Origin of the sequence: Amycolatopsis sp. NPDC001319 (assembly GCF_042896185.1) — a bacterium.
Classification (GTDB): Bacteria; Actinomycetota; Actinomycetes; order Mycobacteriales; family Pseudonocardiaceae; genus Amycolatopsis.
Genome location: NZ_JBIAWY010000016.1, coordinates 108,082 through 130,761 on the forward strand (window position 1 = coordinate 108,082; position 22,680 = coordinate 130,761).

Below are 22,680 nucleotides of genomic sequence, written 5' to 3' on the forward strand. Positions count from 1 at the left end.
TCGGTCGACACCGAACGAAGTCCGGCCTCGCTGAAACCCCTCCGCAGGTCAGGACGTGACCGCGCACTGTCCGCGATCGGCCCTCACCGGGCCTTCGCTCGTCGGGCGCACGTCGAAATCGAAGATTTCGGTGGGCACGTAGAGCGTGCAACACGCGTTGGGGATGTCCACGATGCCGCTGATCCGGCCTTCGATGGGCGCCGAACCGAGCAGCAGGTAGGCCTGTTCACCGGTGAAGCCCCACTTCTTGAAGTATTCCACCGCGTTCAGGGCGGCATTGCGGTAGGCCATGGTCGCGTCGAGGTAGAGGTTCTCGTCGGTCTCCCGGTCCACTGAGACGCCCACGAACGAGAGGAACTCGGAATACCGGGGTTCGACGTTTCCCGGCATGAACACCGGATTCGTGGTGATGCCGTACTTCTCCATGCCGCCTTTGATGAGGTCGACGTGGAAGTCGATGTACCCGCCCATCTCGATGGCGCCACAGAAGGTGATCTCGCCGTCGCCCTGGCTGAAGTGCAGATCTCCGCCGGAGAACTTGGCGTCGTCGACGTAGACCGGGTAGAAGACGCGCGATCCCCGGGTGAAGTTCTTGATGTCGTGGTTCCCGCCGTTCTCCCGGGCCGGCACCGTGCGGGCGCCCTCGCGGGCGATGTGGTCCGCGGTCGACCCGTCGGCCGTTCCGGCGAGGGTCCCGTCGAGCAACGGCGGCAGGCCCAGCGGCGGTACGCGGTCGGGCTCGCGGTCGACCAGCGCCCGCTCCCTGCGGTTCCACCGCTGGAGCAGCTCGGCCGAAGGCGCGGTGCCGAAGAGGCCGGGGTGGGTGATTCCGGTGTACCGGATGCCCGGCAGGTGGCGCGAGGTGGCCTGCTGACCGTGGAAGTCCCAGATCGCCTTGTAGGCGTCGGGGAAGTAGTCGGTCAGGAACCCGCCGCCGTTGGCCTTGGCGAACACCCCGGTGTAGCCCCAGCCCTGCCCCGGCGCGTCGCCGGTCTCCTGCGGAACCGGGCCGAGGTCGAGGATGTCGACGACGAGCAGGTCTCCGGGTTGGGCACCCTCGACGCCGATGGGACCGCTGAGCATGTGGCAGCGTGACAGGTCGACGTCCCGCACGTCGTTGGCCGAGTCGTTGTTGCCGAGCTGGGCGTCGGTCCATTCCCGGCACTCCACGCGGAACTCCTGCCCGGGACGGACCATCGCGGCGACCGGTACGTCCGGATGCCACCGGTTGTGGCCCGGCACCGCCTGATCGCGCATGGATTTTGTCTGGTCGACGCTGAACACTACTTCTGGCATGCGAATTCTCCTCTGTTTGCGGGCCCTTGACGATTCGCCCGCCGTTCTCGGGTCAGTACCTGTGAACCTCCCGGTCATATTCGGCGACGTTCGGCAGAAAAACCGACGCCTGGATTTACGAAAAACCTGATTTCGCCGACGATATGAAATTCTGCAAAAAGACCTTCGCTGTTCGGCGATCCGTACCCACGCCCTGAGGCAAGCATCGACGACTCCGGCCGGCGCTGATCGCCGTTGCGGTTGCGGTCGCCACACCGACTGCTTGCGGGCTACTTTCCGTGACGGCCCGGGCGGACTCACGAGGACGTTCGGCCACTCCCGAGACCAGGACGGCACTGGCCCGACGCCGCATCTCGAACGGGATCGCGCTGTGCGCAGCGTATTCGCACGTCGCGCAGGGATGTCAAGGGCAACGAAAAACCACGCTCCGGCTTGACTTAAGGTATATCGTTTCGTTATCTTGCCTCGTCTTGCACCGGCTGCCCGTTACGGGCGTCGAACCAATGCTGATCAAGAAAACGATGGAGCGTCGTGGAAGCGAAGTCCGACGACGACGGCTCGATGGAGTTCGTCGTCCTCACCGCGTGGGAATGCGCCAGCTGCGAGGTCGCCGGGCGGACTCCGCCGGGGGCGGCGGTCGAGTGCTGGAGTTGCGGCGGCTCGGTCGTGATCACCGCACGGCCCAGCATCCGGCGCTTGGCCGGGTAGCCACACGCGGCTCCACCTGCGGTTTCGTCCGCGACCCGCGAGGCCCTGTCTGTCGCCCGAGAACCCGAGTTGACTGGCCTTCCGAACGGCACCTGCGCGAACTGCTCGGCGTGGCGCAGGTTCACAAGTCGGCCTACGCCTCGCACGTGATGACGCTGGTCGACCTGCCCTGGCGCTCGGCCAAGGCCAGTACCCGGCCGCAGTCGTTGCGGGCGTGGGGCAACCGAGGCCCGGTGCCCCACGACCTCCTCGGCGTGCGGTGGGACTCGACGCCGACGCCTGACTTCACGACGCTGGTGCCCAAGGCGTTGGAAGGTGATCTCAACTCGCGGGCAACGCTGCACGTGGCCGGCGGCATCGCGCCGGTCACCGACAAGCTTCTGATGAGCAACCGCGGGTCGGCCGCCAGCAGTGGTGAAGTCCCCTTCCGGGCCAACGTGAATGACGTCGTCGACAACCTCGGACCTCACCGGCGCCGAGAACGGCCTCGATGAGCTCACCACGCTCGGCGACACCGACGGGGCACTGCACCCGTTGCTGGTCAACACCGAGACCTGGAGCCGTCTCACCGGGATCACCCACAGGCTGAGCGGCAAGCTGTACAACCTCCAGCCCCCCAAGCCGACCTACACCATCGACCCCGACGACGCACTCGAACTGCGCAGCTGGACCTACCTCACGGAACGACCGGAGATCAGCCGCCATCACGCGGACCTCGAGGCGGTCAACCGAAACGCGTACCAGGCGTACGAGGCGCTGAAAGTTGCGGCCACCGCGTACCACCGCGCGCAGATCGAGCTGTCGCTGACCGTGCACCTGGCTCGCGACGCCGGTCTTGAGGTCGACGGCCGATGGACCGACTGGCTCGACATGCCCGGCGAGAAGGCCGTCATCGAGGCACGCGTTCAATACGGCGATGAGGATGCGATCCTCGAGCGGCAGCACCAGAAGGTCGACGCGATCCTCGACGCGCTGCGCGAACACGGCTACGAGCCTCCGCGTCCCGAAGACTGGACTACCTTCGGCGAGGGCGAGCCCGATCCTCAGCGCGACGACGAAGCAACGACGGAGCAATAACCTGAGCTCGCCCGCAATGTTCGGTGCGTCAGCCTCGGCCTCGCGCTCGCCGCGGCGTTCGCTGAGGCCGGGGTCGGGTACTTGAGGTGCCGGCGAGCTTCGGGCTTAACGCGCGGCATGCGGCGGGGCTGTCGCAGGAGATGCTGGCGTCGCTGATCGGCTGCACCCGGCAGAAGATCATCGGCTACGAAGCCGCGCGTGCCCCTCCGGAGGCCGCACGGCTGCGTGCTCTGGCCGAGGCAGTGGCCGTGGATCCAGCGCACCTGATGGGTCTCGACGACCACGCCGGCGACCTGCTGACGCTGCGCCGGCGGGCCGGCCTGACTCGCCAGGTCGCGGTCCACGGTCTGGACGTGTTGCTGGCCCGGGACGGAATCCCAGGCGGAGTGCGCCGGTTGACGGCGTTGGAAAACGGCGCCGCGCCCGTGGTGTGGCAGGTCCAGCCGGGCCCAGTGCTGGACGCCCTTGCGCAGCTGTACCAGGTCCCGCCCGCGCACATCCAGACCGCCTGGGGCCTACGCGACGACGCCGACCACGAGCCGGCGCCCGGCGACCCGGTGCAGAGGGAGGTGCACCGGCCGCTGCCGCTGGCCGGGGATGAGATGGACACCTGGTACGCGCGCTGCCCGGTCTGCACGCTCGTCATGCCGCCGCAGAGCGCGGAGTACGCGGTGACCGACAGCAGCGCCCCGGATCTGCGGGCGCCGCTCGACTTGCGCTGCGGGGCATGCGGGCACCGGCACACCGTCACCGTCGCCGAGCTGCAACCCCAGGACGCCACCCACCTCTGCCCGCGCTCCACGTGAGGCCAACACACCCCGGTTCCCGCCGTCGCCGCCGAAGTCGTCTGCCTGGCTTGCCGCCTGCACGCACGCAGCCCGGCGTCCGGCAGCCCCACCACGGCGGAGCGCTGCGCAACGCCCGCGCCGGCCACACCCGCCAGCTGCAGAGCGCCCTCGCCGCAGCCAAGGGTGCCCGTCTGGACTTCCCCACCACCCGCACGCGAATCTAAACGGCACGTACCGGCGAGGATCTCGACGAGGACGGCGCGCTCCGGGCCGGCACCTGGATGAACGCCATGGTGCTGTAGGCCAGCGAGGAGTTGAGCGACTGGTCGGTGTGCAGGTATGTACGGGTTGTGCGGGGGTCGGCGTGGTCGAGGAAATCCTGCACCTCGGCCAGGGTCTTTGTCTTGCCCAGCAGCGTGGCCGCGGTGTGCCGCAGCGAATGCGGGCTGAGCTTGACGATCTTGTCGGGGGCGATGTCGGCGGTGATGGCAATCGTGCGCATCATGTCGATCAGCGCGTCGGACCGCAGCTCGCGGCCCCTGCGCCGGCCCTGGTACGGGGTAGTTCGGAACGCGTGCCCGTCGAGCTGGCCGACGGGCACGCCGAGGCGGTCGGCGACCAGCGCGAGGTAGAAGTCGACGGCGGCCGCGGCGTAGGGGACGAGCGGTTTGAGTCGCTCGGTGGTTTCCCGGCCGTCGCCCTTGCCGTGGAATCGCAGCACGCGGTGGCCGTCTTCGACGAGGCGGACGTCGGCGACGGCGGCGTGCTGAACGGCTCCAGAGCGCACGGCGGTGGTGTAGAGGGTGCGCAGCACCGCGACGTCGCGGTGCGCAGCACCGCGACGTCGCGGGCGGCGATCTCCAGCGCGAGCCCGCCGAACTGCTGGGCCTCCTGCAGACGCCGGTCGGCCTCGGCCAACAGCGCGTTGAGCTCGTCCTCGTCCAGGTACGGGGTCTTGGACTTGGTGCGCTGCCGCTTCGGCCGCTTGACCCGTGCGGTGGGGTCGCGGACGTCGATGTCGTTGTCGACCAGGTACCCGTACCAGGAGCCGACCGCAGCCAGGCGAGTGATGACCGTCTCGGCATTGTGGCTGTTCAAGTGGGCGGCCAGCCAGTCGTCGACGTCGGCACGGCGGGCCTGCAGCGGGTCGACACGGCTGCGCAGGTAGTAATCCAGCCACTGCGCCAGCCCGGTCTCGTAAGAGCGGCGAGTATGCGCGGAGTCGCGGCCGATCATGTCCGCCCACAGCTCGGTCAGGCCGCGCAGGTGGTAGCGCTCCCCCGGCGCCGCCGGCGGCAGCACCAGGCGGACCGCGCCGGCCAGGGTCACCTCCCCCGGTCGTGTGGGCTGTAGCCCGGTGTCCCGGCGCGGCTCGATGTCGGTGCTCACTGTGGCCGCCCCGTACTGTCGCGGCTCAGGTCCGTGCGGCGGGCCGCGCCGTGGCGTCGCAGCCGCCGGTCGGCGACCCCGATCAGTGCCGCCGCGATCGCCACGCACACCAACCCGGCCAGCAGCTGGTGGGCCCAGGTCAGCAGCACGATCCCCGCACCACCGGCCGCAGCGATGCCGGCGAGCAGCAGCACGGTGCCCGCGGTGGCCGGCGCGACCTGCTCCACGGCCCCTGCACCCTCGGACCCGGCGAGGTAATGCTGCGTAGAGCCGAGCCCGCGCGCAGCCGCGCCACGGCGTCCCGCCGCGTCCTCGGGCGAGGGCAGCGCGGGACTCTCCTCGCAGAGGCGCTCGATTTCGGCCGCCAGCTCCTCGCGCAGCTCGGTGTCGCCCAGCCCCACTCGCGCGCCAAGTCGACCAGCTCTTGCATCGAGCGTTGAGCTCGATCGAGGTTCTCAGCAGTGATCTGTGACGACTGGATCAATGGGGACAAACCCGCGGTCCCGCTGTCGGCGGCTTGCCCTTGCCAGAACGAACTCAGTGCGGTCTGACCTCGGACCATTGTTTGGCCGATTTTCTCGTGAATAGTCTTCAACTTCGAGGAATCGCCTTGAGCGCGGTCGAGAGTGTCAGTGTTCCCGGGGTTGTGAATCAGCGTGAAGATGTCGAAGCCGCTGTAAGTCATGGCCTACATCCCCTTCAGATGTCCGATGAGGATGCCGGCGAACTTCGTCGCCGTTGCACACGGGTTGTCGATCTGCGGGTTTCCCGTGTCCAAGCGGGCGATGATCGTGTAGACAAGGTCGTTCCGCACGCCCACGGCGAGCGTGCACTTGCCCGAAGTCTCGCCGCCGTTCGTGTAAACGACCGCCGGGTAGCCTTCGACGCTCGGCTGTGGCTCGAAGGTGGTGAGACCACCGTGGCCTTGCTGGTAGTAGATTCCACTGAGACCGTTGGTGTTTCCGGTAGCGAGACCGGCGGCGATGTTGCCGTACTGGTTCGCGTACACCCAGACGCATTCTTTGCCGAGACCGTCGAGGTCATCCACTCGACTGCTCGCCACTTTGCCACCCAGATATTCGACGTCCGCCTGAGTGGCAGCACCGCACGGATCCGACTCGACCTTGGAGGTATCGGCGATCGGATTGGCGACGTTCGGCGCTCCGTTCGCCGGAAGATTACTTCCTGAAGGGCCAGCCGACGAGGGCGTCGGCGTCGTGGCGTTTCCCGACTTCTCGCCGCTGCACCCGGTCAAGACCAGTGCTGCGGCGACTTCGGTGATGTCGGCTTTGACGTAGCTGGTGGTGGTGAGGTCGCTGTTGGTCTCGGCGTGGCCGGCGTAGGCGCGGGCGACACCGATGCCGAAGTTGCGTTCTACCCAGGTCAGCGTGGTGTGGCGGAGCCAGTGGGCCCTGACCTGCAGAGCCCGTGCCCAGCTCAGCTCCTTCTGCACACGGCCGAAAATGTAGTCGTACCGACGATACGTGATCCGATTTCCGTTGGCGTAGCGGAACAATCGTTCATCCGGGTCGCTGGTACCCCGTTCCTCGTGGTGGGTGATCAGGTGGCGCATCAGCGTCGGCGAGACTGGCTGACGGCGTTCGGTTTCGCCCTTCTCCCGCAGCAGGACCGCGCATTGCTCGCGGTCGAGGTCGCGCGGGCGCAACCCGAGGGCGCCACCGCGGCGGCAGGCGGTCTCCTCGTGCAGGCGGCAGATCAGCGAGTCCAGCTCCGGGTCATCGCCCGTGCTGGCGACAACGTCGTTGAGCTCAGCCAACTGCTTGTTCGACAGTGCGCGGCGGGTGGAGGCATTGCGGCGCGGCTTGGTGACCCGGCGCGCCGGGTTGCGGTGCCGATCGAGGCGCCCGTCGTTCTCCAAGTGCCTGTACAGGCAACGCACGGCGGCGACGAAGTTCTCCGCCGCGTTGCGCCCGCCGCGGGAGTTCCGGCGAACCAGAGCGGTGCTGCGCACCACCTCCGACAAGGCCTTGATCTCGCTGGCGGTGATCGTGTCCATGGCCCGATCACCCCACTCCGCCTCGGCCTTGTTCCAGTACGACCCGTAGGAGGCCGCCGTGCTCCGGGACACCAGGCCGGCCACCACCGGGATCCACTCACGGATCATCGGCATCGGCCGCTCATCCCCCGCGGCGTCCGCCGCTACGGGCTCTTCCCAGCCAGCGGTGACGAGATCGGCCGGGTCGACGCCGAGGCGCGACACCAGCAGACGGGCCGCCTCCAGGTCCTGTCGTGTTGCGGGGTTGGTCATGACAGCTCCTCAGCGGTGGCCAGCGCGGCGTGGAAGGTACGGAGCATCATCTGGAGGGCGGCTTCCGGGTGGACGACGACAACGTCCTGGACGGGGTCGGCGACCAACAACAGGCGACTGCCCGCCAGCGCTCCGCATCCGCGACGGACTGCGGCCGGGAGCACGACGTAGGGCTTGCGGGGCATCACGAACACTCCGTCCGCGCGCCGGCGGATCACGACGGAGGTCTCGACCAGCGTGATCAGCAACCGGTCCCCCGGGCTCCAACCGAGGGCCGCGACGGCGCCGCGGTCCTGCAGCCGGCCGCCGCCGTCCATCAGCGCGATCGACAGCCGTGGACCGTCCACAGCACTGAGGTCGCGAAGCAGCGGGAGGCCCATCGGAACGGGACGTGACGTCTCTGCTCGGGCTGGCACGGTGACCCGGCCCGGCAGCGCAAGGGGCGAGACGAGGCCAGTCATGCGGCACCTCCCCTGCGTCGCGCGCGAGGGGAGGGTGCGATCACGACCAGCCTAGTCGAGGCCTGGCGGGGCTGAACGCGAGAAAGACCCGCCGTAGCGGGCCTGTTACTCTGTGGTTCGGGAGATCTCCCATGAATATGTGTCCGAGGACGATCGTGCGCACTATCTACACGCCTGCAACTCCCCGGTTGAACTGTAGATTCTCACTAGCTGGACTCGCAGCCACTCCTCGCCCCATGCGCTAATCGCGGTAACCGAGCGCCGGTCGGTCGGGGGCCGATGGAGCGTTCCTGAGGGGAAGTCGGTGGCACGACGACGCCGACATGCGGGGCCGCCGATAGTTGATCGAAGTCACCAACGGCGATGATCAGCTCTCGCTTCCGCCGTTCGACACCACGTCCGGCCGGTGGCGGTTGGTCGGCGATTTGGCACCGAGCTCTGGCTGTTCCTTCGTCCGGCTCTGCTTTGTCGGTGATTCGCAGTGAGATCCACTGAGCACGTTCAGTTACATGACGGAACCTGGGGTAGGAGAATTGGATGCTCGACACTGTGCTGCGGTCATGACCGCGCCGCGCCGCGATCTGCAGCTAATTCAGCGGCACGGGCAAGTTGGACGCGCAGTTCGCAGCCGCGAGGCAGACCGTGAGGTCGGTGTTCAGCTCGTGCCCCGAGGGCCGTGGCAGGATTCAAGCGAAGCGGACCGAGCCTCGTCGCCGGAACTCCCTGCGCGCACACGGCGGAGATGCAAGTGATCGAACGCCGTCCCGACCTCGCTCTGAGGCCGTACAGACAGCAGTCGACCAGGGCGCGCCGATCGCCGCGATGAGGGCCGACTGTGATCAGCCGCGATCAACACCGCCGAACTGCGTCCAACTACTGTCAACTGGATCGAGTCAGCGTCGACCGAGCCGGGACCAGGTCAGCACTTCAGTCAGCAGTCATGCACAAAACCCGAGCACAACGTGAATCGCGCGCTCCGCTCGCACCCTGCCCTCCCTCCGACAGTTGAAGGCGCCAGCCTGGGTTCGAAGAAGTACGACCGAACCCCTCAAGGGGCCAGACGAAAATCCGCGCCTTGACCGAGCGCGATAACTCGACGGCATCCGTCCAGCTCGAGAGCGTTGTCGTCAGCCCACAATCACCCTTGGCTTGACGGCAACCCAGGCGCACTTTGGCGCCAGCTGTCACACTTCGCCAGCGCTGTCGTCGCCTTCAGCTACCAAATCGATGATCACCCCGTAACGATTCCGGAGGTCATCCACCAGTCGCCGCCCTGCGATTCGAACGATGCCTCGAGCCCACCACTCTGCTTCCGGAAGGCGAGGGAACGCGTTTGGCTGCAGAAGCACGCGGAAACGCTCATCCGGCCCCGTAACCCGCTGCCTAAACGTATCCATCTCTGGGTATCCAGAAAGCGTCCCGTCGCGCATTGCGCGCTCGATTGCGTCACGCGAAGTGAGGTCATTGAAATAGTCCTCCGAGCCACTCGAATAACCATGCTCGCAGTCCGTGACGAACCTCTCCCATCGAGCAAGGAGTTCCGCCGGTGAAGTGTCCCGCCACCTGCCTGATGCCACCGTGAACTCTATGAACGCCTCATCGAAGGACTTCGATTCACTCATCGTCCAGCCTCCTGCTGGAAGTATTTGAGGGGATCATCGGGCCTGAAGAACGTGGTGATGTCATTCCCGCTCCGCATTCCAAGACGCCCTTGGGGGTCGAGCCGGCTCAGAACGCCGTCGCCGCGGGTCGCCTCTATCGCACCTTTAGGAAGTTGGCCACACATCAACTTACACGCATCCGCAACATACTTCTCGAAGCCGCCGTCGTAGTCGTACTCGGGCATGTCCGGCGTGCGCGTCGGATTACCTGCATCGTCCAAGCCGAGAACGTGCTTATCGTAGTGCTCATCAGCGTCTCCCACTCGAAAATTGCAGTTGTGGACCAAGACCGGCGTGGCGCCTGCGACGACATAGCACGTGTGGGTGGTGTCAATGGTCAGGTTGTAGGTGCGGATGCTGCTGGTGTAGCGGTTGAGGGATTGGATGACGGCGTGGCCGCCACCGGGTGTGTCGAGGAGGTCGCCGGGTGCGAGATCAGCAGCATCAGTCCAGGCATGGGTGGTGACATCCCACCATGAGTGGTGCGCGGTGCTGGTGATCTTCTTGGGGCCGGCAGGGGTGGCGATGGTGACGTCGACGAAGTCGCGGTCCGTGTCGGTGATGTGCAGAGCCGTGACGGTGTGGATCTCCGTGCTGCTGTCATCGGGCTCGGCGTTGCGAACCTTGTCGCCGACCTTGACGTCCTCAATCGGCTTCGTCGACCCATCGGCCATGAGCACCGGGGTGTCTCCCGCGAAGCTGTTGCGACACGAGGTTAGCGCGAGGTCCTCAGCCGTGGCTCGGCCCAGTCCCACTGGGGTCACTGCTGGTGACGGGGTCGTTGCCTGCGTAGTCGTACCCGCCCATCTGGTTCGGGTCGGCCTGCTCGAACACCGGATCAGCGGACACGAACCAGCCGCTCGTCGGGTCGTACTCGCGGGCGCCCAGGTTCTCCAGCTGTGTGGATTGTCCGCACCGTCGGGATGATCTTGGAGAACCCGAGGTACACCGGCCGGCAGGTCTGGAACCGTCAGACCACCCAAGGCCACGGCGCCGGTGGACGTCCGAGTGGTCGCGGCTCGGGCGCTGTGCGCTGGAATCTTGCGGGGCGTGGGAGGTGTCCGAGCGTCTGGCTCATGCCCCGTTGGTCGACGAGGACACGTTCATCGCTGTCCAGCGGATTCGCTCCGGGCGGCACGCCAAGGATGGCGACACGCGCGAGTACGAGTTGTCCGGGCTGGTCGTATGCGTGGTGTGCGGTCGTCGGCTGGAGGCGCACTGGGTTCATGGCCGCCCGGGGTATCGCTGCCGTCACGGCTACAGCACGGCCGCACCTCGGCCGGCTCATGGGCCGCGCAATGTCTGTGTGCGGGAGGATCACCTTCTGGTGACGTTGGCGGGCCTGCTTCACGAAAACGGACAGGCCGACGACCGCAGCCCGCGCGAGATGCGTGAGGACCTTCGTAACCGCGGGCTGGAGATCCTGTGCGGTCACGAGACTCGCGAACTTCGGCCGGCCGTCGCGCGGCAGGTCACCTACCCGCCAACACAACCGGATCAGCTGCCCCTCGAATTGGACTGCAGTCACCACGCGGGTACGCCACCGGAGTACCGGACGGCGGCCGTCGACGAGCATCACCACACATTCCCTGCAACCGGCGAGCGACCGATATCATCAGCCGGTGGTAGCCGTGGACCGATATAGAAGTACCCCACGGATCTGAAGATTCGTGGGGTAAAGGAGTGTCCGATAACTGACACCCATGTGATGTGCGCACTCCCCTCAGCACGCCGACTCTCGATGTCGCCGACGGCTGATCACGTTGTCGCAGTGCGGGTGTTTGCTGCATCGCAGCCTGAGCGGCTTGCCCTGGCCACTTCGGCCCAAGCGGAGCCCGACCCGTCCGCGGGTGCCGGGCGATCGCTAAACGAGGGTCAGGTCGAGACCGCAGGAGCCGTCAGCTCGGCCGATCGGGATGAGCAAGGTCGTGCGCACCGGTTATCCCTCGTGGCCGACGCTGTGATCCTGCTCGTTGCGCTGACAGAATTCCAGGTCGGTATCCGGATCGGCTGCACCCCTCGTAGTCCCAAGGCGGCCGTGTCATGACAACCGTGTAAGCCACGGATGGACCAAGATCGGGTCGCGCTCTGCGATCCGGAAAGGCTTCATCTGTGACTGAGAACACATCTCGATGGGTTGGCGACTCGTCGGCGAACGAGGTCCTCGCCGGCGCGCTGCCGCCGGACGCGCTGCACGCGTTGGTGAAAGAGGCCTACGAGAACAACGGTTCGCTGGGGGTTCAGGAACTGCTGAACCAGGAATGATTATGCTCCAGATATTCAAGTCCCTTGCTCGCTTGGAAGTCCTTCGTCGCCTTGGCAATGGCAGCCGTATCAGCTTTTCCACTGAACATCGACCTGAAGAGAAGATTTCCGTCCGCATCAGCCGAGACCGAGACTTCACCGTCACTACCCTTGCCCGGAACCTTCACGTGGAACCCCTTTTGCGCCCAGTCTTCGGCGGGTGCATCGATTTTACAGGTGGCGTTGTGAACGAGGACCGCAGTAGTGCCCGCGAGCACATAGTACGCGTGGGTGGTGTCGATGGTGAGATTGTAGGTGCGGAAGCTGCTGCTGTAGCGGTGGAGGGTTTGGATGGCAGCATGGCCTTCGCGAGGCGTGTCGAGCAGATCGCCGGGCCTGAGACTGGTGGCGTCGGTCCAGTTGTGGGTGGTGACGTCGTACCACAGGTACCGTGCAGTGGACGTGATCTTCTTCGGGCCGGCTGGGGTGGTGATGGTGACGTCGACGAAGTCGCGGTCGGTATCGGTGATATGCAGCGCGGTGACGGTGTTGATTTCGGTGTTGCTATTGTCGGGTTGGGCGTTGCGGACCAGGTCGCCGACCTTGACGTCCTCGATCGGTTTCTTCGATCCGTCGGCCATAAGCACGGCGGTGTCCCCAGCAAAGCTGTTGCGGGTACAAGCCGTCGCAGCCTCTTCGGCGCCCTCGGCAACGAGGCTTCGGCCTTCCGCGCTAGTCGCTGCGCCCTCGAGGAAGTGGGCACCGGCGTCGGCGGCGATTTCGGCCCCGTCGGCGGCGGCGGATTCTCGGGGTCCTCGCAACACCTGATGGCTTATGTGGTTGTCAGTAGATCACGCAGACGCTCGGCTGGGGTTGCCCAGCCGAGTGTTTTGCGTGGACGGTGGTTGAGTTTCTGGGCGACGTGTTCGAGGTCCTCGGGGCCGTAGACGCTCAGGTCGGTGCCTTTGGGGAAGTACTGGCGCAGCAGGCCGTTGGTGTTTTCGTTGCTGCCGCGTTGCCAGGGTGAGTGCGGGTCGCAGAAGTAGACCGGCACTCCGGTCGCGATCGTGAATTGCTGGTGCGCGGCCATTTCGCAGCCCTGGTCCCAGGTCAGCGAGCCGCGTAGGTGCTCGGGCAGGGTCGCGATCAACGGCACGAGCACGTCGCGGACCTCTTCGGCGGTGTGCCCGCCGGGCAGGTGCCCGAGCATCACGTAGCGGGTATGGCGTTCGACCAGGGTCACGATCGCGGACTCGTTGCGGGAGCCCATGATCAGGTCGCCTTCCCAGTGCCCTGGGACGGCCCGGTCTTCGACCTGCGGTGGTCGCTCGGAGATCATCACCATCTCGTCGACGAACCGTGGTGTGCGCTGCTCCGGGCTGCGGTGTGGCGTGCGCCCGGTGCGCCCGGTGCGCAGCGCGAGGGCGACCTCGCGGCGCAGCCCGCCGCGGGCCTGGACGTAGATCGCCTGGTAGATCGTCTCCGTACTCACCCGCATGCTCTCGTCGTCGGGAAACTCGGTCACCAGAGCGTGGCAGATCTGCTCAGGGGACCATTCTTCCCGCAGCTTGCTGGTGACATAGTCCCGCAGCGGTCCGTCCTGAGCGAGCGTGGATGCCGTGGGCCGTGGACGGTTCTTCGCCCACGCCCGCTGGGCCCGGTATGGCCGGTAGACGCCGCTTACGGCGTAGGCGTCGATCTCACGCTTGATCGTGGACGCGGGCCGGCCCAGTTCGCGCCCGATCGCCCGCAGCGAGGTGCCCTGACGATGCAGGCCGGCGATCGTCTCGCGCTCGGGCAGGGTCAGGAACCGGGGATGCAGTTCGGCTTCCCAGGAAGCCACAGCAGGTGGCTGCGCCGCCGTGACCATCGTGGTCACGCCTGTCCGGTAGTCCACCTCGCGCCCGTCGGGATAGAGACGGGTTCGTCCGATCGATCGCACCCCGTGATCCCAGTCCCGTGCCGTGCGAACGTTGACCCCGACACGCCGGGCGGCCTCATTCCGGCTGACCCCTTCCCCGCGCAGCCGGTCGTACTCGCCACGACCTGGGTGACCACCACGGCCGGGAGTCCCACACCCACGAAGACCGGCCTTCCGAACCCACCCGAAGGCCGTGTTCAGGTTCACCCCGACCGCTCGCGACGCGACCGAAACGTTGCCGTCCTCCCGCTCCAGCACCTCGAAGAACCTCTCCCGCAACCCCAGCGACAGCACAGTCCCCGCAACTCCCTGAAATCCAGGGTGTTGCGGGGACCGCCAGAACCCGCCGGCGGCGCCGACGGACACGAACCACGAGCCGACTTCGACGGCGCCCTTGGCGCAACCGAGGAGCTCGAAGTCGCTGATGCAGTTGTCGACGACGTCTTTCGCTCCGGGGTATTCGTAGACGGCCGCGCCGACCTGCGCTAATGCCGCGTCACGCAACGTTGGGTAGGTAATCCGGGCGGCGGATTTTCGAGTTGACCGCGAAGTGGCGTTTGGGATGGCAATGCCGGTTGCGCCAGCGGAGATAGCCAGCGATCGCGGCCTCTCGGACGGCGTGGGAGGGGTAGTCACTGCCGTCAAGGGCGAAGTAGCGCAACGCGGTGCTGCGAGCGGGGTGATGTGACCAGGGCCGGTGGTCCTCACCGTGCCGAGGCGAGTGTACGCTTGGTGATCCCCCGGTCAGCGGCGGCCGGTGGCCAGGATCACGAGGAACTGACCGCCGCCCGCCTCGATGCCAGCGGTCACCGGCAGCCCTGGCACCAGCCGCGAGAACCGGTCCACCAGCCAATCCGCCGCCTGTTGAGCGTCCTGTTTGGTCGGACAACGGGCCACCATCTCGCGGCCCCCCTTGCGCTCGAGTCTTCCGGCAACAGTGATCAGCGGCGCTGGTTCGACCATGTGCAGGCGTTCCGGCCAGGCAATGACCACCTTGACCGCGCCCTTGCGGGAGTTGCATCCGCGGTGCGCGAGCCGCTCGGCGACCTTGGCCTTCCGATCAGCGGTCCGGCTGTCAACGCTCGGCCCCCGCGGGTCGTTAACCGACATGTCAGGGTCGACCGTTTCGTCACACACCCAGCACCGCCAGCCGTCGCGCTCGGCCACATCATCGAGAAGACTCACCCGAGCAAGCTAACCTGCCAGGCCGCCGGCCCGCGCACCGCTCCCAGGCAAGCGCCACCAGCCCTCTGCGGTCACCAGGCGACGACTTCCTCGCTGTCGAAGCCTCGCGCCGGCCATCGTCGGACAGTGGGGCGCGGGAATCTGGCGCTCAGGGCATCGCTGCTCCAGCTTGGCCGTCAGCTGAGTAGCAGCCATACGCCCTGGCGAGATCAGTCGCCCCATCCCTGAGTGTTCGACCTCGACTCAATCGAGAAATAGCTCTCGACATTCATCCTGGAGGCGGTCTTTCTTTCGTATTCCTCCGACGCGAGGTAGAGCAGCCCCTCAGCCTCCTGAGCGAACGGCGCAACGAAACGTTCGAATCCGAAGCCAGAACTCAGGACATCGCCGTACACTCTTTCGCCCGCCAAGATGCACGCGCATCGCGCATACAGGAAGTGGTCGCTCGTCTGCGGGAGTTTCAAACCATTGGCAAGCGCCACGGGCACCTCCGCTAGATCCCTCCTATCGATCCGATAGAGCGACTCCCGAAGTCGTTCAACAAATCGAGTCAAGGCATCGGGTGTCATCGCGCTGAGCTGCCCAGAGATCCGCTCCAGGGCAGACTCAATCTCGCTATCATCCTCGACGGAGCTTGAGCCGATGACCTCCCAGAAATCAGTCACTTCGAGCTGCTCCTACCAAAGTCTAAGTTGTTCGAATTGTTCGGCATCTTGCCTTTTCTCCAAGATCTTCTTACCTGGCGACGCAATGTCATTTGACAGATCAACTCCCTGGCCACGCAGTTCTTCCATTCGAAGATGTTCGGCAACGAACAGGTCATCATTCGTTCCGCAAACATGCGTGCAGGTCGCATCTCCACGACTCTTCAGGCGCCCACTGTCGATGTGATCCTGCAAGCGGTTATTGAAGTTCTTAGTCTTGCCGACATACGTCTTTCCGGGGTTCTGCTGATCTTCGAACTCGTATCTCCCTTGATTCTTGTTGCAATTATGGACGAGTACCGGCGTATCCCCTGCCAGTACATAGTACGTGTGGACGCCGTCGACCGTCAGGTTGTAGGTGACGATCGCCGCGGTGTAGAGGCGGGTGGCTACGACGGTGACGTGGCCGTTGTCCGGGGTGTCGACTTCGTCGCCGACGCGGAGGTTGTCGGCTTCGCGCCAGGTGTGGAGGGTGGCGTCCCAGAACAGGTGCTGGGCGGTGCTGGTGATGGTCGCCGGCCCGTCCGGCGTGCTGAAGGTGAGATCGTCGAAGGACTTGTCGGTGGTGGTGACGTGCACCGCCGTCACCACGTGCTGCTCGGCGTCGTGACTGTCGGGTTCGGCGTTGGTGATCGTGTCGCCGACGTGGACCTGGTCGATCGGCTTGCTCGAGCCATCAGCCATCAGGACGGCCGTGGCACCAGCAAAGCTGTTACACCCGGACGAAGCCCTGGCCGGACTGGCAGCGGGGGCTTCCTCGGCCGGCGCGCTCGCCGCCGGAGCACTCTTCGCAGCAGGAGGAGGCGGCGGATCCGCAGGCGTGGGCGCAGCACCCGCCTCGCCGGCCGACTCCCCGGCGGTGGCCTCCGCCCCTGCTTCGCCACCGACAGCTTCACCAGCACCGTCGCCCAGCATCTCGCCCGCGACCCCGGCGCCGGCGGTCACTCCACCGGCGGCGGCCACGGCACCGGCGCCCTCCGAGACCGCTGCGGCCGCGGCGCCCGCCGCAGCCCCGGCACCGCCGAACAAAGAGCCTTCGGTCGCGCCGGCTGCGATCGCGCCCAAGCAGAGCCCATCGGTGGCGACGACGCAGGCCACGGCGCCGACGACGGCAGCAACTGCACCGACAACGATCAGCCAATGCGGCAGATGGAACGAGTGATCCACCGGAGCCGCGACCGGCGCCCGTCGCGGCGGCGCCCCGCCCGCAGCCCTACCACCGCCGGCGTTCGAGCTCGCGTGGCCGGATGCGGTGTGCGCCGGCGGCGAAGGAGGCGGAGGCACCCATCCGGGCACCACATCTCCCGCGATTGCCGGTTCCCAGATGGACAACCCACTCGGGTCGCTGCTGGTGACCGGGTCGTTGCCCGCGTAGTCGTACCCACCCATCTGGTTCGGATCGGTCTGCTCGAACACCGGATCAGCGGACACGAACCGGCCGCTCGCCGGGTCGTACTCGCGGGCGCCCAGGTTCTCCAGCTGTGTGGTCGGGTCGGGCGTGCCGCCGACGTAGCCCTTGTCGCCGGGCCAGGTGCTCGGCGCCGTCCCCCGTTCCTGGCCGAAAGGCAGGTACTGGCGGCGCGTGGTTGCGAGGGTGGAAGAGTTGAGCGTGAGCTGGTCGGTGCCTTGCCGATCAGGCACCAGGTACTGCACGGCGCCCGACGAGCTGCGGACGGCAACTGTCGCCCCGCCGAGGGAGTAGTAGCGCGTGGCGGTCGTGGTTTCGGAGACGGGGTCGAGCACCAGTTGCATGTCCCCGAGGAAGAACGTGGTCTGGCTGGGGTCGCGGCGCACGATCAGGTTGCCGCCCTCGTCGTAGACATACGACGTGGTGCCGGCGGCGGTGACGTCGGTGCTGGGCTTGTTCTGGTCGTTCCAGGTCAGTGTCTGATCACCGGTGGATCCGCCGGTTATCGAGGTCGTGTTCCCGGCCGCGTCGTAGGTGTAGGAGGCGGTGTTCGCGGTGGCGTTCGGTCCGGTCGCGGTCGTACTGGTCAGGGTGTGCGGCTGGTCGGTCGCCGAGCCTTGTGCCGGGTAGTTGTAGGTGGTCGTGGTGTCCCCGGCGGTATTGCCGGAGGTGTTGTGGTCGGTCTGGGTCCGGCGGTTTCCGGCGGCGTCGTAGGTCCAGGATTGCCAGTAGGGCGTGGGGCCGCCGACGCTCGCCGAGTTGCCCGGCGCGGGCGTCGAAGCGCAGTTGTCGGTGGCGGTCCAGGCCTGGGAGAGGCGGTCGGCGGAGTCGTAGCCGTAGCACTGGGTGTCGACCGTGGCGCCGCCGTTCTGGCGGTCGGTGGACGAGACGACGAGGCCTGCGCCCTTGGACACGCCGGGTCCGCTGTAGGTGTAGCTCGTGTCGTCGACGACCACACTGTTGTTGGACGTGGTGGTCTGGGTATCGGTGAGCGCGTGGGTCTGCGGGTCGTAGGTGTTGGTCGCCCAGACATTGCCGCCGGTGGCCGGCATCGTGTATTGGAGCGGTTCGCCGAACTCCGAGTACCCGACGGCTTGGACGTAGGTGGTGACGTTGCTCGCGAGCGAGGTGGGTTCGCCGAAGGCGTCGTAGCCGACCGAGACGCTCTCCGACGGCAGCCCGTCCAGCGCAGGCTCGCTGTGGCCGGTGAAGTATCCGGTGAGGCTGTAACCGAACGACACCGTGTACCCGGCCGCGGGGATGAGGCTGGTGCCCTCGCCGGTCAGCGTCGCGGTGACCGCTTCTGCCTGCGCTTGCGCGTTGTATGCCCGGATCGTCTGGGTGTAGACGTCGCCACCGGAGTGCGACGTCTGCGAGGTGGGATAGCCCTTCTTGAGCGTGTCGTAGGTCCACCCGGCGATCTCGTTGCTGCTCGAGGGGGCGGCGTTTCCCGTCGTGTCGTAGTCGAACGTCTTGCGGCCGTCGGCGTCGAATGCGTGGGTGGTCTGCTTCCCCCGCGAGTCGGTCGCCGTGATCAGCTGCCCAGCGTGGTCGTACGTGCTCGTTGTCGTGCCGGTGTCGGGATCCTGGGCCGAGGTCTGGTTGCCGAGCAGGTCGTACTGGTACGACCAGGTGTTGCCCGCCGCGTCCTTGACGCTCTGCTGCTTGCCGTTCGGGTAGTACGTGTAGTGGGTGGCGGAGTAGTCGCCCGGCGGATCGGTCGGATCCGCCGGCGCGCCAGCGTTGTAGCGGTAGAGGTCGGTCGTGTTTCCCCTGGCATCGGCCAGCGTGGTGGTCGCCGGAGACCCGGCCGGTGGGATCGTGGTGACGAAGTTCCCACCGTAGATGTAGCTGGTGCGCCAGGTCTCGTTGCCCAGGGCGTAGGCGATCGCCGCGGTCTTGCGGCCGGCGCTGTCGTACGAGGTGCCGGTCGCCGACGGGACGTCGCCCGCTGGTGCCTGCACGTAGGTCGGCGAGACAGCGTCGGAGTTGAAGTAGGGGTTGGTGGTCTCCGAGACCCAGCCGTCGGTGTTGTAAATCGTGTCGGTGATGTCCCGGCCGTTGTCCGGCGTCTGGTTCTGCACCTCCCTCGAACGCAGCAACGCGTCGTAGAGCGTCTCCGAAAGCCGATAGGTGCCATTGAAGTTCAGCGTGTAGGTGTCCACAACGGACGGGGCAATGTTCGAGATGGTGTAGGTGTACTTCAACGACGGCGCCGAGACTCCCGGCTTCAACACCGAGGTGAGCCGACCGAGCGCGTCGAACTGCTCCTTGGTCACGAACCCGCCGGCATCCGTGGACGAGGTAGGCAGATCTCGCACGGGGTCGTTCACCGTCGTCGTAGTGAACGTCAACGGGTCCTTCACCACCACCTGCGTCGGTTCCGCCCCGGTCGCGGGGGTGTAGGTGGTCTGGGTCGTGCGGTTGTCCGGGTCCGTGGTGCTCGCCGGTCGGCCGTACTCGTCGAAAGAGGCCGTGGCCGCCGCATACGTCGACGTCGCCGCCAATCCCGTGTAGGTGACCGCACTCTCGGTCTCGGTGGGATCCCCGACGGTAGGTGCAGCCCCTGAGGTGGTCGAGCCGTCGTAGAAGGTCAACTGGTCAGCGACGGCGTCCTGGGGATACACGGGCGTCGTGCCACAGTCGGCCGACACGGTTTTCTGCTCGGCCGGCCTGTCCAGGATCCACGCCGTCGTGTTGTCGGCGAAACTCGTGGTGCTGCACAGGTCATCGGCCGGGGTCGAGACGTCGCCGTGGTCATCGGTCGCCGTGACCCGGCCATGACTGTCGTGGGTGTAGTCAGTCTCAGTCTCCCGAGAGCCGCCCGAACTCAGCGGCGTGTACACCTTCGTGTCCGCAGTATCGAGCAGGAAGGATTGCAACGGCTTCAGACCCGAGACGGCCTGCGATGCCGTGGCAGCCGACGACCAGGGATCGCTGATGGTGTCCGAGACCACCGCTGATCCGTTGTAGACGACCGTTTCGTAGGTGCCACCGGCGAACTGGTCACTGTCGGTCACCGGTGGATCCCCGCGGGAGTCGGAGATCGTGGCCTGCCTGGTTCCTCCGTTGGGCAGGGTGTCGCCGTCCATGCCCCGGAAGTAGGTGTACTGCGTCTTGGTGACGGGGTCCGGCGCCGTGCCGGTGGTGACGATCATGCCCTGGAAGCCCCTCCACTGGTCCCAGGTCCGTTCGTCGGGTTGACCGGTGGGGTCCTCGGTGTAGTGCCAGGCGGGTGTCCCCACCGGTGTGTAGGTCGTGGCGATCGTGTCGTGGGCCGAGCCGCCGGTCGGATCTTCTTCGGTGACACCGGTGACGATGAACTTGTTGAACCAGTCGAGAACCGGCTCGGCCTGGTTGGGGGGCAGCCAGTAGGCGGGATAGCAGAGCGTGGTGTTCTGGGACGGGTCCGCGGGCGTCCCGGACGAGCAGCCGGGTGAGGAATAGCCCACCGAGATGGTTTCCCCGGTCTCGGTGGTGATCGTCGTCAGCCGCTGCCGGGTGATCGGCGAGTAGCCGTCGCTGAGGTCAACCCGGTTGGACAGCGGGGTTCCGGAGAAGACCACCGGCGGCAGAGTGATGGCGGCGGTCGAACCGCCGGCCGAGGTGTCCTGGCCGGTGCGCGCGATCGACGAGAGCCACAGCGAGGGGGTGGTGGAATCGCCGGTCGCGGGGTACGTGTGGGTCAGCGCCCAGTTGTCCACATTGGTCTCGGTGATACCGACAAGGACCTGCGTCTGGATCGACTGCAGCGCATATTCCGACCAGAACGACGGTGACTGCACCGAACAGCTGGCGTTGTTCGCGCAGTTGAGGTCATAGGGCACGTCCGGCCAGTTGGACGCAGTGGCCGACGACAGCGTGGCCGGATCGCAGCTGGCCTGGTTGCACCGGCCGGTGGTCGTGAACAGCACCTGCGCGGCCGGCTGCGTCGAGTAGACCTGGCCTGCGCGCTGTCCGTACTGGATCTTCGACAGGTAGCTGCCGCGGTTGTACAGGGTGTTCGCCGTGCTGCCCAGGTCACGGGAGTAGAAGTTGTTTTCGGTGTTGTAGAAGTACGAGACGACGTCGGAGTGGGTGTCCACAACGTAGTCGAGGTTCCAGCGGTAGGCCTGCTGGCACCAGGAGTTCGCGAACGTCGCGTTGTAACACGGCTGTCCGGCCGCAGCGGAGAACACCGGCTCGGTCAACACCGAGTTGGTGGTCGGATTCCCGCTGCTCCAGCCAGGAAGCTGGTTGAGACCGAAGTAGTACTGGGTCCCGTCCGCGGTGGTGACCACGAAGTGCTCACCGTTCTGCGCCCCATTGGCCGCACCGGTGACGTATTGCACCCGCTCACTGGCGTCGGACCGCGGGTGGTAGGTCCCGGTCGCGTCGTCCTTGATCAGCGGCACCGTCTGGCCGTTCAACGACAGGATCAACGTGTTGTTCGCCGACCAGCAGTTGTCCCAGGTGCGCGTCGGCCCGGCCGGGTTCTCGTGACAGGACTGGTAGCTCCGCTCGACGTAGCCGGGTGAGTAGTCCCAGCCGTCCCCGATCCACGACGGTTGGTTGTTCGTCGACGGCGTGAGCCCGTCGACCGCTTGCGAGTCGTAGGACAACGTCACGTTCGGCGTGAGTCCGCCGGGCACATTGGGCACCGGGACGGGGTAGGACCAGTTGAAGGAGTCATTGGGGCCGCCGGCCTGCCACGAACCCGACGAGTGCAGTGATGTCGCGGCAAAGTCACCACCGCCGCCGGACGGTGCCGACGTCGCGGCGAGCACCATCGCCGACGCAGCGCTGTCTGCGGCCTTGGCCGTCGGAGCCGCAGGTACCACGACATCCGCGGCAAGGGTCCCGGCCTTGGCATCGCGCGTGAACGGAACCGGCGTCTGGGTGCGGCACTTCGGCTGATCCGGAGTGGTCGCGGCGCAGCCGGGCAACGCCACCAGCCGGAGCCTGGACGCCCAGTCCCCGCCGAACGCGTCCTCGAACTGACTGTAGCCCATCGTCAGGTGAACGCTCGATGAGCCGGCGCCACTGGTGGTGTGGCGCAACGACATCATCGGCCCGGTAATCCCGGCCGCGGCGGCCTTCGCCTTGGTGGCGAGGTCGAGGTGGATGCCGGCCGGGGTCTGCGTCGCGGCGGCCTCGGCAGACGGGGCGTGCCCGCTCGGCGCGAGCCACACCGGCAACGCTCCAGCACGGGTCGGTGCGGAGTTCGCCTGTGCCACGGTGATGTCCGCCCCGCCGGAGGGCCAAGTGGGCGGCGACGAGTGCCACGTCGGCATGGCAGGCGGCTTCCGGTACTTCCCCTGCACCGGGTTCACCGGAACGGACTTCGTCTGCTCGGGGTGCGGCGCGCTACGCCCCGTTGCCGCGGCGGCCGGAGATGGGATCGCAGTGCTCAGCCCGGCGAGCAGCACGACGCCCAGCACCCACGCGACACCTCGATGAGCTGACGCGCGCCACCCCAGCCGGCCGACGGCCGCCCGGCCACCCGCAACAAAACGTCGGTTTCCCCAGATTCCGGACACCGTGATACCGCCCTTGCACTATCCGATGATCACGCAAACGAGGGCGACAG

20 protein-coding genes and 2 pseudogenes are annotated in these 22,680 nt (G+C 66.6%); 8 read left to right on the plus strand and 14 right to left on the minus strand.

Going from position 1 to position 22,680, the window contains the following annotated elements; all coding sequences use genetic code 11:
• Positions 1-48: 48 nt before the first annotated feature.
• Entirely contained in the window at positions 49-1,296 is a 1,248-nt protein-coding gene (gene fmdA, locus ACFY1H_RS42105) for a formamidase (RefSeq protein WP_366585157.1), read from the minus strand.
• A gap of 531 nt (positions 1,297-1,827) precedes the next feature.
• Here fmdA and ACFY1H_RS42110 point away from each other — a divergent pair.
• The 5 genes from ACFY1H_RS42110 to ACFY1H_RS42130 all read left to right on the plus strand — a co-directional run bounded on the left by ACFY1H_RS42110 (position 1,828) and on the right by ACFY1H_RS42130 (position 4,093).
• Positions 1,828-2,004, plus strand: coding sequence for a hypothetical protein (locus ACFY1H_RS42110; protein WP_366585155.1), 177 nt, complete (start codon positions 1,828-1,830; stop codon positions 2,002-2,004).
• A gap of 149 nt (positions 2,005-2,153) precedes the next feature.
• A complete protein-coding gene (locus ACFY1H_RS42115) occupies positions 2,154-2,498 on the plus strand; it encodes a hypothetical protein (protein WP_386955789.1) in 345 nt (114 codons plus the stop codon).
• Between the two features lie 40 nt (positions 2,499-2,538).
• On the plus strand, positions 2,539-3,081 hold the full coding sequence (locus ACFY1H_RS42120) for a hypothetical protein (protein WP_386955790.1): 543 nt from the start codon (positions 2,539-2,541) through the stop codon (positions 3,079-3,081).
• 86 nt (positions 3,082-3,167) lie between these two features.
• Positions 3,168-3,887 carry a helix-turn-helix domain-containing protein gene (locus tag ACFY1H_RS42125; RefSeq protein WP_386955791.1) on the plus strand — a complete coding sequence of 240 codons (720 nt, stop codon included), beginning with the start codon at positions 3,168-3,170 and terminating at the stop codon, positions 3,885-3,887.
• Positions 3,888-3,937: 50 nt separating this feature from the next.
• Entirely contained in the window at positions 3,938-4,093 is a 156-nt protein-coding gene (locus ACFY1H_RS42130; RefSeq protein WP_386955792.1) for a hypothetical protein, read from the plus strand.
• Here ACFY1H_RS42130 and ACFY1H_RS42135 read toward each other — a convergent pair.
• The 8 genes and pseudogenes from ACFY1H_RS42135 to ACFY1H_RS42170 form a co-directional block, all read right to left on the minus strand.
• Entirely contained in the window at positions 4,090-4,683 is a 594-nt protein-coding gene (locus ACFY1H_RS42135) for a tyrosine-type recombinase/integrase (protein ID WP_386955793.1), read from the minus strand. The genes ACFY1H_RS42130 and ACFY1H_RS42135 overlap by 4 nt on opposite strands.
• A gap of 221 nt (positions 4,684-4,904) precedes the next feature.
• Positions 4,905-5,105: pseudogene (locus ACFY1H_RS42140) on the minus strand (site-specific integrase); the annotation flags it as partial.
• Between the two features lie 149 nt (positions 5,106-5,254).
• Positions 5,255-5,659: a hypothetical protein gene (locus tag ACFY1H_RS42145; RefSeq protein WP_366585147.1), complete on the minus strand. Its 405-nt coding sequence runs from the start codon at positions 5,657-5,659 to the stop codon at positions 5,255-5,257.
• A 287-nt stretch (positions 5,660-5,946) separates the two neighbouring features.
• Entirely contained in the window at positions 5,947-7,527 is a 1,581-nt protein-coding gene (locus tag ACFY1H_RS42150) for a DUF3558 family protein (RefSeq protein ID WP_386955794.1), read from the minus strand.
• On the minus strand, positions 7,524-7,988 hold the full coding sequence (locus tag ACFY1H_RS42155) for a hypothetical protein (protein WP_386955795.1): 465 nt from the start codon (positions 7,986-7,988) through the stop codon (positions 7,524-7,526). Before ACFY1H_RS42155 ends, ACFY1H_RS42150 begins: the two co-directional genes overlap by 4 nt.
• Before the next feature lie 1,184 nt (positions 7,989-9,172).
• Positions 9,173-9,610, minus strand: coding sequence for a hypothetical protein (locus ACFY1H_RS42160; protein WP_386955796.1), 438 nt, complete (start codon positions 9,608-9,610; stop codon positions 9,173-9,175).
• Positions 9,607-10,323 (minus strand): Hint domain-containing protein, encoded by a 717-nt coding sequence (locus ACFY1H_RS42165; RefSeq protein ID WP_386955855.1) that lies wholly within the window; start codon positions 10,321-10,323, stop codon positions 9,607-9,609. The genes ACFY1H_RS42160 and ACFY1H_RS42165 overlap by 4 nt, the downstream gene beginning before the upstream one ends.
• 55 nt (positions 10,324-10,378) lie before the next feature.
• A complete protein-coding gene (locus ACFY1H_RS42170; RefSeq protein ID WP_386955856.1) occupies positions 10,379-10,546 on the minus strand; it encodes an RHS repeat-associated core domain-containing protein in 168 nt (55 codons plus the stop codon).
• On the opposite strand from ACFY1H_RS42170, the pseudogene ACFY1H_RS42175 reads away from it, so the two are divergent.
• From ACFY1H_RS42175 to ACFY1H_RS42185, 3 genes and pseudogenes are all read left to right on the plus strand, one after another.
• Positions 10,531-10,614, plus strand: a pseudogene (locus ACFY1H_RS42175) (recombinase); the annotation flags it as partial. The gene ACFY1H_RS42170 and the pseudogene ACFY1H_RS42175 overlap by 16 nt on opposite strands.
• 119 nt (positions 10,615-10,733) lie before the next feature.
• Positions 10,734-11,294, plus strand: coding sequence for a zinc ribbon domain-containing protein (locus tag ACFY1H_RS42180; protein ID WP_386955797.1), 561 nt, complete (start codon positions 10,734-10,736; stop codon positions 11,292-11,294).
• A gap of 467 nt (positions 11,295-11,761) precedes the next feature.
• On the plus strand, positions 11,762-11,914 hold the full coding sequence (locus ACFY1H_RS42185; RefSeq protein ID WP_386955798.1) for a hypothetical protein: 153 nt from the start codon (positions 11,762-11,764) through the stop codon (positions 11,912-11,914).
• Here ACFY1H_RS42185 and ACFY1H_RS42190 read toward each other — a convergent pair.
• From ACFY1H_RS42190 to ACFY1H_RS42210, 5 genes are all read right to left on the minus strand, one after another.
• On the minus strand, positions 11,890-12,717 hold the full coding sequence (locus tag ACFY1H_RS42190) for a Hint domain-containing protein (protein WP_386955799.1): 828 nt from the start codon (positions 12,715-12,717) through the stop codon (positions 11,890-11,892). The genes ACFY1H_RS42185 and ACFY1H_RS42190 overlap by 25 nt on opposite strands.
• A gap of 8 nt (positions 12,718-12,725) precedes the next feature.
• Entirely contained in the window at positions 12,726-13,772 is a 1,047-nt protein-coding gene (locus ACFY1H_RS42195) for an IS30 family transposase (RefSeq protein ID WP_386955857.1), read from the minus strand.
• Between the two features lie 786 nt (positions 13,773-14,558).
• Complete coding sequence (locus ACFY1H_RS42200) at positions 14,559-14,999, minus strand: hypothetical protein (protein ID WP_386955800.1); 441 nt, start codon at positions 14,997-14,999, stop codon at positions 14,559-14,561.
• A 209-nt stretch (positions 15,000-15,208) separates the two neighbouring features.
• The gene (locus tag ACFY1H_RS42205) at positions 15,209-15,664 is read right to left on the minus strand and encodes a DUF4240 domain-containing protein (RefSeq protein ID WP_386955801.1); all 456 of its coding nucleotides are present in this window, start codon (positions 15,662-15,664) and stop codon (positions 15,209-15,211) included.
• A 12-nt stretch (positions 15,665-15,676) separates the two neighbouring features.
• The gene (locus ACFY1H_RS42210; protein ID WP_386955802.1) at positions 15,677-22,531 is read right to left on the minus strand and encodes an RHS repeat-associated core domain-containing protein; all 6,855 of its coding nucleotides are present in this window, start codon (positions 22,529-22,531) and stop codon (positions 15,677-15,679) included.
• Positions 22,532-22,680 lie beyond the last annotated feature (149 nt).

Excerpts from the sequence above, each read along its gene's own strand:
- ACFY1H_RS42150 (WP_386955794.1), bottom strand. The coding sequence starts at position 7,527 with ATGACCAACCCCGCAACACGACAGGACCTGGAGGCGGCCCGTCTGCTG.
- fmdA (WP_366585157.1), bottom strand. The coding sequence starts at position 1,296 with ATGCCAGAAGTAGTGTTCAGCGTCGACCAGACAAAATCCATGCGCGAT.
- ACFY1H_RS42165 (WP_386955855.1), bottom strand. The coding sequence starts at position 10,323 with ATGGCCGATGGGTCGACGAAGCCGATTGAGGACGTCAAGGTCGGCGAC.
- ACFY1H_RS42160 (WP_386955796.1), bottom strand. The coding sequence starts at position 9,610 with ATGAGTGAATCGAAGTCCTTCGATGAGGCGTTCATAGAGTTCACGGTG.
- ACFY1H_RS42155 (WP_386955795.1), bottom strand. The coding sequence starts at position 7,988 with ATGACTGGCCTCGTCTCGCCCCTTGCGCTGCCGGGCCGGGTCACCGTG.
- ACFY1H_RS42115 (WP_386955789.1), top strand. The coding sequence starts at position 2,154 with ATGACGCTGGTCGACCTGCCCTGGCGCTCGGCCAAGGCCAGTACCCGG.